This is a genomic window from Roseobacter fucihabitans, assembly GCF_014337925.2.
Lineage (GTDB): Bacteria > Pseudomonadota > Alphaproteobacteria > Rhodobacterales > Rhodobacteraceae > Roseobacter > Roseobacter fucihabitans.
Genome location: NZ_CP143423.1, coordinates 2894857 through 2909160 on the forward strand (window position 1 = coordinate 2894857; position 14304 = coordinate 2909160).

13 protein-coding genes and 1 pseudogene are annotated in these 14304 nt (G+C 60.2%); 5 read left to right on the plus strand and 9 right to left on the minus strand.

Annotation, left to right across the window (positions count from 1 at the left end):
• Positions 1–17 precede the first annotated feature (17 nt).
• The 3 genes from ROLI_RS14170 to ROLI_RS14180 all read right to left on the minus strand — a co-directional run bounded on the left by ROLI_RS14170 (position 18) and on the right by ROLI_RS14180 (position 2300).
• Positions 18–515: a DUF2937 family protein gene (locus ROLI_RS14170; RefSeq protein ID WP_187429228.1), complete on the minus strand. Its 498-nt coding sequence runs from the start codon at positions 513–515 to the stop codon at positions 18–20.
• A gap of 69 nt (positions 516–584) precedes the next feature.
• Positions 585–1976 carry a proline--tRNA ligase gene (proS, locus tag ROLI_RS14175; RefSeq protein ID WP_187429229.1) on the minus strand — a complete coding sequence of 464 codons (1392 nt, stop codon included), beginning with the start codon at positions 1974–1976 and terminating at the stop codon, positions 585–587.
• Positions 1977–2009: 33 nt separating this feature from the next.
• Complete coding sequence (locus ROLI_RS14180) at positions 2010–2300, minus strand: hypothetical protein (protein WP_187429230.1); 291 nt, start codon at positions 2298–2300, stop codon at positions 2010–2012.
• A gap of 90 nt (positions 2301–2390) precedes the next feature.
• Here ROLI_RS14180 and ROLI_RS14185 point away from each other — a divergent pair, with 90 nt between their 5' ends.
• The 4 genes and pseudogenes from ROLI_RS14185 to ROLI_RS14200 all read left to right on the plus strand — a co-directional run bounded on the left by ROLI_RS14185 (position 2391) and on the right by ROLI_RS14200 (position 8020).
• Positions 2391–3458 carry an AI-2E family transporter gene (locus ROLI_RS14185; RefSeq protein WP_187429231.1) on the plus strand — a complete coding sequence of 356 codons (1068 nt, stop codon included), beginning with the start codon at positions 2391–2393 and terminating at the stop codon, positions 3456–3458.
• Between the two features lies 1 nt (position 3459).
• Complete coding sequence (locus ROLI_RS14190) at positions 3460–4134, plus strand: HdaA/DnaA family protein (RefSeq protein WP_187429232.1); 675 nt, start codon at positions 3460–3462, stop codon at positions 4132–4134.
• Between the two features lie 41 nt (positions 4135–4175).
• Positions 4176–6350, plus strand: coding sequence for an RNA degradosome polyphosphate kinase (locus ROLI_RS14195; RefSeq protein ID WP_187429233.1), 2175 nt, complete (start codon positions 4176–4178; stop codon positions 6348–6350).
• An 89-nt stretch (positions 6351–6439) separates the two neighbouring features.
• A pseudogene (locus ROLI_RS14200) lies at positions 6440–8020 on the plus strand (Ppx/GppA family phosphatase).
• Here ROLI_RS14200 and ROLI_RS14205 read toward each other — a convergent pair.
• The 6 genes from ROLI_RS14205 to ROLI_RS14230 all read right to left on the minus strand — a co-directional run bounded on the left by ROLI_RS14205 (position 8017) and on the right by ROLI_RS14230 (position 13640).
• Positions 8017–8337 carry a hypothetical protein gene (locus ROLI_RS14205; protein ID WP_187429234.1) on the minus strand — a complete coding sequence of 107 codons (321 nt, stop codon included), beginning with the start codon at positions 8335–8337 and terminating at the stop codon, positions 8017–8019. The pseudogene ROLI_RS14200 and the gene ROLI_RS14205 overlap by 4 nt on opposite strands.
• 206 nt (positions 8338–8543) lie before the next feature.
• A complete protein-coding gene (locus ROLI_RS14210; RefSeq protein WP_187429235.1) occupies positions 8544–9224 on the minus strand; it encodes a molecular chaperone DjiA in 681 nt (226 codons plus the stop codon).
• 50 nt (positions 9225–9274) lie between these two features.
• The gene (locus ROLI_RS14215) at positions 9275–9754 is read right to left on the minus strand and encodes a GNAT family N-acetyltransferase (RefSeq protein WP_187429236.1); all 480 of its coding nucleotides are present in this window, start codon (positions 9752–9754) and stop codon (positions 9275–9277) included.
• Positions 9751–10362 (minus strand): VOC family protein, encoded by a 612-nt coding sequence (locus ROLI_RS14220; protein WP_187429237.1) that lies wholly within the window; start codon positions 10360–10362, stop codon positions 9751–9753. Before ROLI_RS14220 ends, ROLI_RS14215 begins: the two co-directional genes overlap by 4 nt.
• 244 nt (positions 10363–10606) lie before the next feature.
• Positions 10607–12736, minus strand: coding sequence for a methylmalonyl-CoA mutase (gene scpA, locus ROLI_RS14225; RefSeq protein ID WP_187429238.1), 2130 nt, complete (start codon positions 12734–12736; stop codon positions 10607–10609).
• The gene (locus tag ROLI_RS14230) at positions 12699–13640 is read right to left on the minus strand and encodes a hypothetical protein (protein WP_187429239.1); all 942 of its coding nucleotides are present in this window, start codon (positions 13638–13640) and stop codon (positions 12699–12701) included. Before ROLI_RS14230 ends, scpA begins: the two co-directional genes overlap by 38 nt.
• Here ROLI_RS14230 and ROLI_RS14235 point away from each other — a divergent pair.
• A complete protein-coding gene (locus ROLI_RS14235; RefSeq protein ID WP_316247413.1) occupies positions 13623–14264 on the plus strand; it encodes a DUF4174 domain-containing protein in 642 nt (213 codons plus the stop codon). The two genes, ROLI_RS14230 and ROLI_RS14235, sit on opposite strands and share 18 nt — an antisense overlap.
• The last annotated feature ends 40 nt before the right edge of the window (positions 14265–14304 follow it).

Below are 14304 nucleotides of genomic sequence, written 5' to 3' on the forward strand. Positions count from 1 at the left end.
GCTTTGCCATCAGCGGGTCAAGCCGCCATCGGTTTACGCCGCCGCCTGAGGCGCGATACGGCCAGAATGGCGCGCAAACCCCCAGCCGACACCGCAAACCCCACCCCCGCGAAAATCACGCTTGTGACGGACAGGGGAAGCGCGGGTTGAAACGCCTGCCAGGCCCGCGCCGCGATTTCGGGATCGGTAAAACGTGCGCCGTGATAGGCCCGCATGAACGGCCCCTGCCCTTGCAAAACGGCAAGGTCCGCGCGCAGCCTGTCGTAACGGTCGATGGTGCGGGTCATATCTGCGCGGCGGCGCTCCACAAAAGCGCTGCCCTGCATCTGCGAGAGGGCGCCACCCCGCGTCAGACCTTCGGCTTTGGCAGAGGTATCAAAATCGCTCACGACCTGTTGCAAGGCGTCAACGGCCCCGCCAAGGCGCTGCATGTACTGTTGGGAATAAGCGGGGAATTGGGCGGCTCCAAAGCCACCTGCCAGCCCCGCCGCCAATGTCACGGCGCGAAGGATCATCGCTTGCTCCTGCTCTCCCCCAGAAAGCACGACACCGAGCGTAACAGAATATCACAGGGCGGCAAAGCCTCAGATATAGGTGTGGAACGACCGCTTGCCCATCATCTGCACATGCTCGCCGGTATGATGCCCGCCATATATTTCGGCGATTTTCTTGATCGCCTGTTCGGGTGGGATCTCTTCGTTTTCGCCCGTACGGCGGCTGGTCAACTCGACCAACCCGCGCTTGAGCCCGCGCGGCCCAACGGTGATGCGCCAGGGCAGACCGATCAAATCCATCGTGGCGAATTTACCGCCCGCCCGCTCATCGCGATCATCATAAAGCGGCTCCAGCCCAAGTGCTGTCAGTTTGGCATAGAGGCTTTCGCAGGCCGCATCCGCTTCGGCGTCACCCTGCTTGAGGTTCACAATACCGCAATGAAACGGCGTCACACCTTCGGGCCAGATGATCCCCTTATCGTCGTGGCTCGCCTCTATGATCGCGCCCACCAGACGGCTGACACCAATGCCGTGGCTGCCCATATGGACCGGCGTGGGTTTGCCATCGGGACCCTGCACGGTGGCGCCCATGGCCTCGGAATATTTGGTGCCGAAATAGAAAATCTGCCCCACCTCGATGCCGCGCGCCGTGCGACGACGTTCCTCGGGAACCTGCTCAAATAGCGCCTGATCGTGAGTTTCATCGGTGCGCGCGTATTTCGAGGTGAACTCTTCCAGCACACCGGCGCATTGCTCGACGCTGTTGTAATCGATGTCACGATCCCCAAAGCTCAGATCGGTCACGGCGCTGTCATAGAACACCTCCGATTCACCGGTGTCGGCCAGCACCAGGAATTCATGCGTGTTGTCCCCGCCGATGGGGCCGGAATCCGCGCGCATCGGGATCGCTTGCAAGCCCATCCGCTCATAGGTGCGCAAATATGTCACGAGGTGACGGTTGTAGGCGTGCAGCGCGTCCTCCTTGGTCAGGTCAAAATTATACCCGTCCTTCATGAAGAATTCACGCCCCCGCATCACGCCGAAACGCGGGCGCATCTCGTCGCGGAATTTCCACTGGATGTGGTAGAGTGTCAGCGGCAGGTCCTTGTAGCTCCCCACGTGGCTGCGGAAAATATCGGTGATCATTTCCTCATTGGTGGGACCATAAAGCATGTCGCGGTCCTGCCGGTCGCGCACACGCAGCATTTCGGGGCCATAGGCGTCATAACGCCCGCTCTCGCGCCACAGATCCGCCGATTGCAGGGTCGGCATCAACATCGCGATGTGACCCGCGCGGGCCTGCTCTTCATGCACGATGTTTTCCAGCTTGCGCAGCACCTTGAACCCCAGCGGCAACCACGAATATATCCCGGCCGCATTCTGTTTGATCATGCCCGCGCGCAACATCAGCCGGTGGCTTACGATCTGAGCCTCGGCAGGGTTTTCGCGCAGCACAGGCATGAAATAACGGGTCAGGCGCATGGGACGTCCTCTCAAATGAAAATCACGTCCTGATTAGGCCAAAGACCGCGCACCCGCAATCGTGAAACCGCCCCGCAGCACAGGGACGGTATGCGCAGATTTGGCAATCGCCTTGGGGGACACCGAAAGCCCCCGCAACGGCGGGCCGTGCAGGAGCAGCTTGACGCCTTGCGCTGTGCATGGCCGCGCCGTTTCGAAAAAAGCCAATGCGCTTGCACCATGATCGGTGCGCAAAACGTATCCCAACCAGCATGCGACATCCGCCCGCGCGCCGCGACCCGCATGGTGCCAGAACGTGGCAAGAGACCGCGAAAACGCAAGCAAGAACGCCTTTTCCAGTGGATCGCCCCCTTAATTGCTTGAAACACCTCCCGGCATGGGCGATGTCAATACAGAGTAACCTTTGGAGTTTTCATGGCCCTGCCCGTCCAGAAACAAGTGATTTATTGGGGGATCTCAACGGCGGTTTTCCTCGTGATCCTGTGGTCATTGGGCAACGTACTGATGCCGTTCATCCTGGGCGGTGCCATCGCCTATTTTCTGGACCCTGTGGCGGATCGGCTCGAGCGGTTGGGGCTGAGCCGCATCGCGGCGACGGGCATGATCACGGTTGCGGGCCTTTTCATCTTCGTGACCATGGCGCTTCTGGTCATTCCGACCCTGACCAATCAGGCGCTGGCCCTGTTCAACGCCGCCCCTGAATACACCAGAAGCATTGGCGCATTTCTCACGGAACGTTTTCCCTCGCTGCTGGATGCGGGCTCCACGCTGCGCCAATCCATCGATACCGTCGGGGAGACCATCAAAAGTCGCGGTGCCGAACTGCTCGAAACCGCTCTGGGATCGGTCGCCTCCATTCTCAACGTGGTTGTCCTGATTGTGATCGTGCCGGTGGTGTCGGTCTATCTGCTGCTGGATTGGGACCGCATGGTGGCGCGCATTGACGATCTGTTGCCGCGTGATCACGCCGAAACCATTCGCCGTCTGGCGCGCGAGATTGACGCGACGCTCTCCTCCTTCATTCGCGGCATGGGCACGGTTTGCCTGATCCTGGGGACCTATTACGCCGTGGCCCTGATGGTGGTGGGGCTGCAATTCGGGCTGGTCGTGGGGTTTATTGCCGGGCTTGTGACCTTCATCCCCTACCTCGGGGCCCTGATCGGGGGCGCGCTGGCCATCGGTCTGGCGCTGTTCCAATTCTGGGGGGATTGGGTGTCAATCGGGCTGGTGGCCGGTATTTTTGCCATCGGACAGGTGATCGAGGGCAATATCCTGACGCCCAAGCTCGTGGGAAGCTCGGTCGGGCTGCACCCGGTCTGGCTTATTCTCGCCTTGTCGGTTTTTGGGGCATTGTTCGGGTTTGTCGGAATGTTGGTCGCGGTGCCGGTCGCCGCCGCCATTGGTGTGATTGCGCGCTTTGGCGTGGAGCAATATAAGATTTCGTTGCTTTATCGGGGCCTCTCCGGGCGCGACGAGCCCTGATATGCCTGAACAGCTGGGTTTCGATCTGCCACGGGTTGCGGCGCTGCGGCGCGCGGATTTTCTGGTGGCCCCCTCAAATGCCGTGGCACTCGCGATGATCGAGGACCCTGCTACCGATAAACTGGTTCTGAGTGGGCCTGACGGGTCTGGCAAGACGCATCTCGCCCATATCTGGGCGGCACAGCGCGACGCGAAAATCCTCCCGGCCACCGCGCTGCGCGAGGATGCGGTGCCGAACCTCGCGCAGGGCAGTGTCGCCCTGGAGGACGTCCCCCTGATCGCGGGGGACCCCGAGGCGCAAACCGCGCTGTTTCACCTCTATAATCTGGTGCTGGCAGAGGGGCATGCGCTCTTGTTGACCGGGCGCAGTGTGGCGCGCGACTGGGGTCTTACCCTGCCCGATCTGGCAAGCCGGATCACCGCCGCCCCGGCCGTCTCGGTGCAGGTGCCGGATGATGCGCTGCTGGCGGCGGTGCTGGCAAAGCTCTTTGCGGATCGTCAATTGACGCCCAAAACGGACCTGATCCCCTATCTGATCCGCCGCATGGATCGTTCTTTTGCCGCCGCCGGTGCCATCGTGGAACGTCTTGACGCCGCCTCGCTGGCACAAAAACGCCCGCTTTCCAGATCCTTCGCCGCCACCCTGCTGGACAAAGAGGACCCAGGCGCGCGATAGTTGTCACATAACCCTTACATAACACATCGTAAAAGGCCTGCATGACACAAGCGGACTTCCTGATCTCTGACTTCCCCGAAGCCACCGAAATCCCCGATCTCGGCACCCAGGGGCCCGCGCGGTTTTTCAACCGCGAACTCAGCTGGCTGGGGTTCAACTGGCGCGTGGTGCAGGAAGCCGACAACCCGCGCGTTCCGGCGTTGGAACGGCTGCGGTTCCTGTCGATTTCGGCAACCAACCTCGATGAATTCTACACGGTGCGCGTGGCGGGCTTGCGCGAATTGGCCCATGCAGGCAATACCACGCCTGCGGCGGATGGGCTTTCTCCTGCCGAACAGCTTGTCCTGATCGACCAGAACGCGCGCGAATTGCTCGACACGCAACAGCGCGTGCTGGTCTCCCTGCTCAAGGAACTCGAAGCGGATGGCATTTTTGTGCTGCGCAACGGCGATCTGACGGCGGCGGATCGCACCTATCTCGAAGACGTCTTCCTCACGCAGGTTTTTGCCGTTCTGTCGCCGCTTGCCATTGATCCCGCGCATCCCTTTCCCTTCATCCCCAACACTGGCTATGCGCTGGCGCTGCAATTGGAACGTACGGCGGATAAACGCCCCCTACAGGCGCTTTTGCCGATCCCCGCGCAGATCGACCGCTTCATCGCCCTGCCCGCCGAGGAGGGACAAAACCGCTTTCTGCCCCTCGAGGAACTGCTGGTGTTGAACATCGCGGGCCTGTTTCCGGGCTATAAGCTCAAGGCGCATTTCGAGTTTCGCGTGTTGCGCGACAGCGACCTTGAGGTCGAAGAGGAAGCCGAAGACTTGGTGCGCGAATTCGAGGTTGCGCTGAAACGGCGCCGTCGCGGCGAGGTCGTGCGCCTGACCCATTCCACCGGTGCACCCGAAAAGCTCAAATCGGTAATCATGCAGGAGCTGGGCGTGGATGAGGAAGAGGTCATCGCCATTGACGGCATGATCGGGGCCTCCGACCTCAAGGAATTGGTGCTCGACAGCCGACCGGACCTGTTGTGGCCGATGTTCACGCCCCGCATCCCTGAACGCGTCACCGATCACGATGGCGATATGCTGGCCGCGATCCGCAACAAGGACATGCTGCTGCACCACCCCTATGAAACCTTCGACATGGTGGTCCGTTTCCTGCAACAGGCCGCGCGCGACCCGCAGGTTGTCGCGATCAAACAGACGCTCTATCGCACGTCGCGCGACAGCCCGATCGTGGAGGCCCTCTGTGAGGCTGCCGAGGATGGCAAATCCGTCACCGCACTTGTCGAATTAAAGGCCCGTTTCGATGAGGCCGCCAACATCCGCCAGTCCCGCAGGCTGGAACGCGCGGGCGCGCATGTGGTGTACGGGTTTCTGGACCTCAAAACCCACGCGAAAATCTCCACCGTGGTGCGGCGCGAGGGCAATCAGCTGGTGACCTACACGCATTACGGCACCGGCAATTACCATCCCATCACGGCGCGGATTTATACCGATCTGTCGCTCTTTACCTGCGATCAACGGCTGGGGCGCGATGCGACCAAAGTGTTCAACTATCTGTCTGGCTATGCGCTGCCGGATTCTCTGGACAATCTGGCGATCTCTCCGACGACTCTGAAACCACGATTGCTCGAATTGATCGCGGCGGAGGCAGACCATGCGCGCGCGGGCAAACCCGCCGTGATCTGGGCCAAGATGAACTCGCTGATCGACAGCGAAGTGATCGACGCGCTTTATGCCGCAAGCGATGCAGGCGTGAAGATCAGCCTGGTGATCCGCGGCATTTGCGGACTGCGCCCCGGCGTCAAGGGTCTGAGCGAGAACATCCGCGTCAAATCCATTGTGGGGCGGTTCCTGGAGCATTCACGCATCGTGTGTTTCGGCAACGGTTTTGGGCTGCCGCATAAAAAGGCGCGGGTGTTCATCTCCTCGGCCGATTGGATGGGGCGTAACCTGAACCGCCGCGTCGAAACGCTGGTGGAGATCGAAAACGCCACTGTCAAGGCCCAGATCGTCAGCCAGATCATGGCCGCAAACCTTGCGGATGTGGCGCAAAGCTGGGTCATGGGGCCAGATGGCAATTTTGACCGCCCCCCGGTTCCCGAAGGGGCCTTTGCGTTTAACTGCCACCGGTTTTTCATGGAAAACCCATCGCTGTCCGGGCGCGGCAGCGCCGGTGCGTCGGATGTGCCCAAACTGACCCACACCGAGGATTAACCGCGCTTTGCCGGTCGTTAATTGGCACCGTGAATATTGACCCGCGCGTCATTATTGAACAGGGTGCCCCAACGAACACCGGGGGCCATATGACCGAAACGACCGACCTTTCCGCGTCCGCCACCCCGCCGGAGAATTCCCCTGACATGGGTCTTTTCGGGCGACCTCTCTTTGAGGACCCGCGCGCACGCGCACTTTCGCGGGTCGGCGTCGTCGATGTGGGCTCCAACTCTGTCCGCTTGGTGGTTTTTGACGGGGCCGCACGCTCGCCCGCATATTTCTATAACGAAAAGATCATGTGCGCCCTCGGGGCGGGCCTGTCCGAGAGCGGTGTCTTGAACCCCGAAGGACGCATACGCGCGCTCAACGCGCTGCGCCGTTTTCAACATCTCGCGCAGGGCATGGGGCTGGCGGAATTAACCGTGGTGGCCACGGCAGCGGTGCGCGATGCCAGCGATGGTGCCGATTTCCAGGCCGAGGTGAAACGCCAAACCGGGCTGCGTATCTGGGCGATTGACGGCAAGGAAGAGGCGCGCCTCTCGGCCCAGGGTGTCCTGCTGGGCTGGCCCGGATCATACGGCCTGGTCTGTGATATCGGTGGCTCCTCCATGGAGCTGGCCGAAATATCCGAGGGCCGTGTGGGACGGCGCGAGACCTCCTCGCTTGGCCCGCTCAAGCTGCGCGAAATCAAGGGCGGTAAAAAGGGGCGCGACGCCCATATCAAGCAGACCATGGCCGAGCTTCAGGCGGCAATGGGCGCACAGCGTGACCGCTTGTTTCTCGTCGGGGGGTCCTGGCGCGCGATTGCCCGCGTTGACATGTACCGGCGGAGCTATCCGCTCCATGTCTTGCATGAATATCGCATGACCGCGCGCAGCGTCAGCGAAACCGTGGCCTATATCCAGAACGCCGATATCGAAGTCCTGCGCAATGCCTGCGGCATCTCATCGGCGCGGATGAGCCTTGTTCCTCTGGCCACCGAAGTGCTGAGCAGGTTGGTCAAAACCTTCCGCCCCAAGGACATCGCGATTTCGAGCTATGGCATCCGCGAAGGCATGCTTTATGAGCAAATGCCGCAACGCCTGCGCGACCGTGACCCGTTGATCGAGGCCTGCCGGTTTGCCGAAGCCAAGGACGCGCGAATGCCGGGCTTTGGCAAATCGCTTTACGCCTTCATCCACCCAATCTTCAAATCCGCCCCTATCGCGCGACGCCGCCTAATCAAGGCCGCCTGCCTTTTGCATGACGTCAGCTGGCGCGCGCATCCCGATTATCGCGCGGAAACCTGCTTTGACAATGCCACGCGGGCCAATCTGGGCGGGTTGAAACACTCGGAACGGGTGTATCTGGGGCTCGCTCTGCTGCACCGCTATTCAAACAAACGCCAAGGGACCCGGTTTGAGGATCTTTACGGGCTGATCGACGAAAAGACCCAGTTGGATGCCGAAATTTTGGGCAAGGCCATGCGCTTCGGCGCGATGCTGTGGATGACGCAAGACGCAGAACGCGGGACACTGCGCTAGTTTCCCAAGAAAAAACAACTGCACCTGCGTCTGACACCCGACATGGTACCGCTCTTTGGCGAGGTGGCACAGGCGCGGCTGATGTCACTGGCGTCTTCGCTCGGCGCAGAGGTGCAGGTGAAAAAAGCCCGCCTCACGCGCGCCTAGAGTTCGATCTGCGGCGGCGTCTCTTCGGGCGGGATGTCCTGAGGTTTGCGGCGGATGATGATATCCCCATTCTCAAGTATTTCGGGCGCTTCATAGACCGACCAATCCTCGATCTGGCCCATCAGCTCGCTGAGCGCCGGGCCCATCTCCTGCATGAAACCACGCATGCCTTCAAAGGCGGGTTCCATCTCCAGAAGCAACCCTTCAAGGAACTGCTGCGCGCCGCGTTCCATAATGGAAGGCGCATCTTCCTCCTGCGCCCGCAGGGGGTGGGACAGGACCAACACAGCAAAAAGAGCAATCAGCAGATTTTTCATAGAACCAGGATACCTCAAAGCACGCGATTCTTCGAGATCGGATATTTATGCTGGCCAAGATGCGCGCAGAATCTTGAACCATCACCCAGACCGGCGCGAACCACTGTCACTTGATCCGAAAGAACCGCCCTAAATCCGCTGTTTTGAGGCCCCGAGATCAGTCACGGTTCATATTTTGACACGGCCCTTGGACGCAAATCATTGCATCACTGCGCTGTCGCCGAAATCTCTTCCCAGGCGCGATTGATATCTGCCATCCGCTTTTGCGCCAGTTGCATCGCCTCTTCGGGTACACCGCGCGCCATCACCACATCGGGATGGTTTTCGCGCACCAGCCTGCGCCAGATTTTGCGAATCGCCGCTTTGTTCATGTCAGGCGTCACCCCCAGAACCGTATAGGGGTCCTTCAACGCATCAGGTACGAACCGCATGCGCAGCGCCTTGAAATCAGCAGGCGGCAATTCGAAAATCTCGCTGACGCGCTCCAGAAAGGCATCCTCGTTGGGGTGATAAAACCCATCCGCCATCGCAATATGAAACAAGCCCTCAAGCAAATCGCGCAGCGTTTCCGGCGCGCCTGCAAACATGGTGGCGATCCGCGCGGCGTATTCCTCATACCCCGTCACATCCTGGCGAGCGAGGTTGAAGACCCGCGCCGCACCGGCCTCATCCTGCGCCGCGATATGAAAGACCTCGCGAAACGCTGTCACCTCATCGCGTGTCACCTGCCCATCCGCCTTGGCCATTTTGGCGCCCAGCGCGATGATCGCAATCGCAAAGGCAACCGAGCGTTCGGGCGGGCTGCGCAAGCGGTCAAACACCTGCGCCAGGCCTTCACCTGCGGTGAGGGCCGATAAGGCGTCAGAGATACGAGTCCAGATCGACATGGGTGAACTCTATCTGCAAGCGCTGCCCATGTCAGGGGGCAAGCGTCACCTCAGAGTATTTTCTGCATCAGGACAAGATCAAGCCACTGTGCGTTCTTGAAGCCAACCTGTGCCATGCGCCCGACTTCATCGTAGCCCATTTTGCGGTGGAATTTTTGAGCCGCGATGTTGGTGTGGCTGATCCCTGCCACCATCACATGCACCCCTTGCGCGCGCGCATTTGCTTGTAACGCCTCCAACAAATGACGCCCGACGCCCGCGCCCTGATGCTGTGGGGAAACCAGAATGGTATGCTCGACGGTTGCAGCGTAATCGGGGCCTGCCCGAAAGGGTCCATAGGTGGCAAAACCGGCAAATTCATCCTGCTGCAAGGCGATAAGAACGGCACCTGCGCGCGCCTCTATCATCTCCTCGATGTCGGCGGGGGATTTTTCGAGCGTCGTAAATGTCGACAAGGTATCGCGGATCATCCTGTTCCATAGCGCCGCGATCTCCACCGCATCCGCTCCTGTCGCGCTGCGCAGCCTCATGCCATAATGCGCTCTCCATGGGGTGTGTCGAACACGGCCCCGAGAGCGGCAGGCCCGGTTTCGAAGCGCAAGCGATCATCCCCGAGCCTCGGCGCAAACAGCTGTTGCACCCGATCGGCCTCGGGATGCGAAATTGTCAGCCGTCGCAGTCGCACACCGGAGCAGGCCAGACGGCGCGCCGGGTGTTGCGGCGTGTCCCATTGAATGAGCGCGGGCGCGCAATTGTCAAACGGCAGGATACCATCCAGCGGAACGGCCATGCGCCACCGTAAATCTGAGCGTTGCAAGGCGACGGGCGTGCCCATATCCACGGGCAACTCTGCGCAGGCCGTTATTATATCTGCGCTGCGGCAAATCCAATTGCTCAGGCGCGGTGGCCCCGCAAATCGGTCGAGATCGAACCAACGCGCGCGTTCCGGCACCGCCGCCGTCGGATCAATGGCGATGGCTTCCAGATAGAGCCCGTCTTCCAGACCCAACAGCGCATTATGCGTGAAGAAAACATCATGCTGACCGCCCGGTTGCATTGCGACCCCAAGCGCGCTTTCGACATGCGCGGTGGCCTCTTCCAGCGTGGCACCGGCCACCGCGATGTGATCAAGTTCCATATCTTGCCTTTCTTTTGCGGGCCTGCGCCAAACTGTTCGCGCCGCGCGCGCGGGCAGAGGTTGGTATCAGATCCACGACGGCACAAGGGTTTATAAGCATACCAGCGTCCAGCCCGGTTTGGTGCCGGTCCAATAAGCGAGCGATCCTGCCCCAAAGGACAAGGCAAAACGCTTTGCCGCGCGACACCAACACCCACCCCGCACGCCAGATTGCGACGTTCGCGGCGCGCGAACGCGCCGCCGTTCAGGACCGGGCCGACCGGATCAGCTTCAAGATATCCTGCGCCGCCTTGGGAATGTTGGTGCCGGGGCCGAAAATCGCCTTTACGCCCGCGTCATATAGAAATTTGTAATCCTGTTGTGGAATGACACCACCGCAAATCACCAGAATATCCTCCGCGCCTGCTTCTTTCAGCGCCTGCACGAGCTTGGGGGCGAGGGTTTTATGCCCGGCGGCTTGTGAGCTTATGCCGATCACATGGACATCATTGTCCACCGCATCCTGTGCGGCCTCCTGCGGCGTCTGAAACAGCGGCCCGACGTCCACGTCAAAACCGATGTCGGCAAAGGCCGTCGCAATAACCTTGGCCCCGCGATCATGACCATCCTGTCCCATCTTGACCACCAGCATGCGCGGCCTGCGCCCCTCGGATTGCGCAAAATCCTCTACCGATTTCTGGATCGCCGCAAACCCCTCGTCGCCTGCGTAAGCCGCCCCGTAAACACCGGCGAGCGTTTTGACCTCTGCGCGGTGGCGGCCAAAGATTTCTTCCATCGCCATGCTCATTTCTCCAACGGTGGCGCGCGCACGCGCCGCTTCAATGGCGGCTTCCAGCAGGTTGCCCCCCTCTGCCGCGCGGCGCGACATTTCCGCAAGCGCATGTTCACAAACGGCCTCGTCCCGCGTCGCTCTGATCTTCTCTAGACGCGCGATCTGGCTGTCGCGCACAGCGGCATTGTCGATGTCCAGAATATCAATGGAGTCTTCGGTCTCACGACGATATTTATTCACGCCCACAATAACTTCGGTGCCGCGATCAATGCCCGCTTGCCGTGTCGCGGCGGCTTCTTCGATCCGCAGCTTTGGCATGCCGGAGGCAACGGCCTTGGTCATGCCGCCCATTTCCTCGACTTCCTGAATGATCTTCCAGGCCGCATCCGCCATATCCGCCGTCAGTTTCTCCACGTAATAGGAGCCGGCAAGCGGATCGATCACATTGGTGATGCCGGTTTCTTCCTGCAAGATCAACTGTGTATTGCGCGCGATCCGGCTGGAATTTTCCGTCGGCAAGGCAATCGCCTCATCCAGCGCGTTGGTATGCAGGGACTGCGTGCCGCCCAGAACCGCGCTCATCGCCTCATAGGCGGTGCGGATCACGTTGTTATAAGGGTCCTGTTCCTGAAGACTGACGCCGGAGGTCTGGCAATGGGTGCGCAGCATCGAGGACTTGGGGTTCTTGGGCTCAAACTCCTCCATGATCCGGCTCCAGAGCAGACGCGCGGCGCGCAGCTTGGCCGCTTCCATAAAAAAATTCATGCCAATGGCGAAAAAGAACGACAATCGCCCGGCGAATTTATCCACATCCATGCCCCGCGCGATAGCCGTGCGCACATATTCGCGCCCATCCGCGAGGGTGAAGGCCAGTTCCTGCACAAGGTTCGCACCGGCCTCCTGCATGTGGTAGCCCGAGATCGAAATCGAGTTGAATTTCGGCATGTGATCAGAGGTATATTCGATGATATCCGCCACCAGCCGCATCGAGGGTTCGGGCGGGTAAACATAGGTATTTCGCACCATGAACTCTTTGAGAATGTCGTTCTGGATGGTGCCGGACAGGACGGATTGATCATGCCCCTGCTCTTGTCCGGCGACGATGAAGCTCGCCAGGATCGGGATCACCGCGCCGTTCATGGTCATGGAGACCGACACCTGATCGAGCGGGATGCCATCAAAGAGAATTTTCATATCCTCCACGCTGTCGATGGCCACGCCCGCCTTGCCCACGTCCCCCTCCACGCGCGGATGGTCGCTGTCATAGCCGCGGTGGGTGGCCAGATCAAAGGCGACGGAAACCCCCTGCTGTCCGGCGGCCAGCGCACGGCGGTAAAAGGCGTTGCTTTCCTCGGCAGTGGAAAAACCTGCGTATTGGCGGATCGTCCAGGGGCGCCCGGCATACATTGTGGCCTTGACCCCGCGCGTGTAGGGTGCCTCGCCGGGGATCGAGCCCATATGCGACAGGTCCTCAGCGTCCTCAGCCGTATAGAGCGGTTGCACGGCAATCCCCTCCAGGGTCTGCCAGGTCAGATCGTCCAGAGATTTACCGCGCAGTTCAGCCTCAGCCAGGTCGCGCCACTTGTCTTTCTTCGTGCTCATCTGCATGTCCTTGTGTCTGTGCACCGGCTGGCAGGGTTGTTCCTGCTCTTGTCCGGGCTTGATCCTCTGTCAGTGTAGCCAGCCCATCCGCACCCGCGACCAGCCACATCATATCATCCGCATATGTTTCGCGCAGCGCCGCGTTCTCCTCAGGCGTGAACGGGTTCCACCGGTCCATGCCAAAGGGCAGCACGGCCCCCGCAATGCCGCGAGCAATCAAAGCCCGGCGCAGGGCGGCAAGGTTTGGTGCCGGATTCAACCAGGCGCGATCCATGTCCTTTGGCGCATCCACATCCGCAGCGCGCGCCAGGAAAACCTCCGAGCGGCCAATGAAATTCTCAAACGGCATCACCCTTATCTCAACGCCGGGAAGCGCGCGGGCAAGATCAGTGATCACCTCGCGCCATCCCCGCAAACTCTGCGCGATCGCGCGCAACTTATCGCGGTCCGGGATGGTATGGCCACAGGCCACACCATGCGACAGCGCCGAACTCCAATACCGCTCCAGACTGCGCGGGCTGAAAACGACTGTTGTGGGATACCCTTCAAATGCGCGCGCAAACCGCGCCATGCGCCCGGCGATACCACCATATAGACGATTGTCATCGATCATGTCACCCAGCGGTCCCGCCATATTGGCATCGCTTACAATCAATGTCTGCGCACCACTTGCCTCAACGGCGCGCAGCCGTAATTTCACACGCCCCTCTGCGCGACGGCGCGCATCGCGCACAAGAGCGTTCAGCGGCTCAGGGAACAAGCCACGAAACAACCCGCCCCGTGTCTGCTGCGGTCCCCAATAGCGCACGCCCGCCTCTTGCAAAGGCGCGACATGCCGGTGCATGTAGTCCTGAAACGTCGATGTGCCGGTAAGGTGCGCACCGATATGAAGAACGACTTTCATAACGCAGTTGACCCATCTCATGGCGGCCGCCCCGATCGGCCCGGTAACGGGGATGAACGTGATCACTACCCTAAATCCCTTGCTGTGGATTTAATGGTAAATTTGCACGTATTTCCCATCGCATATCGCGTTAGCACGCCTATATTACCCCTAACAGGAGACCCGATGAAACCAATATTACCCTTTGTAATCGCGTGCTTTTTTGCCACTGGCAGCACCGCGCAAACAGTCATAGTTCCAGGCCCCGAAACGCTGTTTGTGGAGATGGACGACGTGGATTTGAACCAATTTAAGTGGAAAAAACGCCCCGTGGTGGTGTTTTCTGACAGCGAAAATAACAACGCTTTCATAGAACAGATGGAATTACTGGCCGCGCGCCCGGGCGAATTGATAGAGCGCGACGTGGTTGTGATCATCGATACCAACCCCGAGGCGCGATCAGAATTGCGCCGTAAATTGCGCCCACGTGAATTTATGTTGGTCATTATGGGCAAGGATGGCGGCGTAAAATTGCGCAAACCATTTCCTTGGGATGTGCGCGAGATCAGCCGCAGCATTGACAAGATGCCCGTGCGCCAACGCGAAATTCGCCAGGAAAAGGAACGCGCGGCAGAGCAGCAGTAACGCGCGGACCCCGTACCAACAGATATGATCCGCCGCGGCG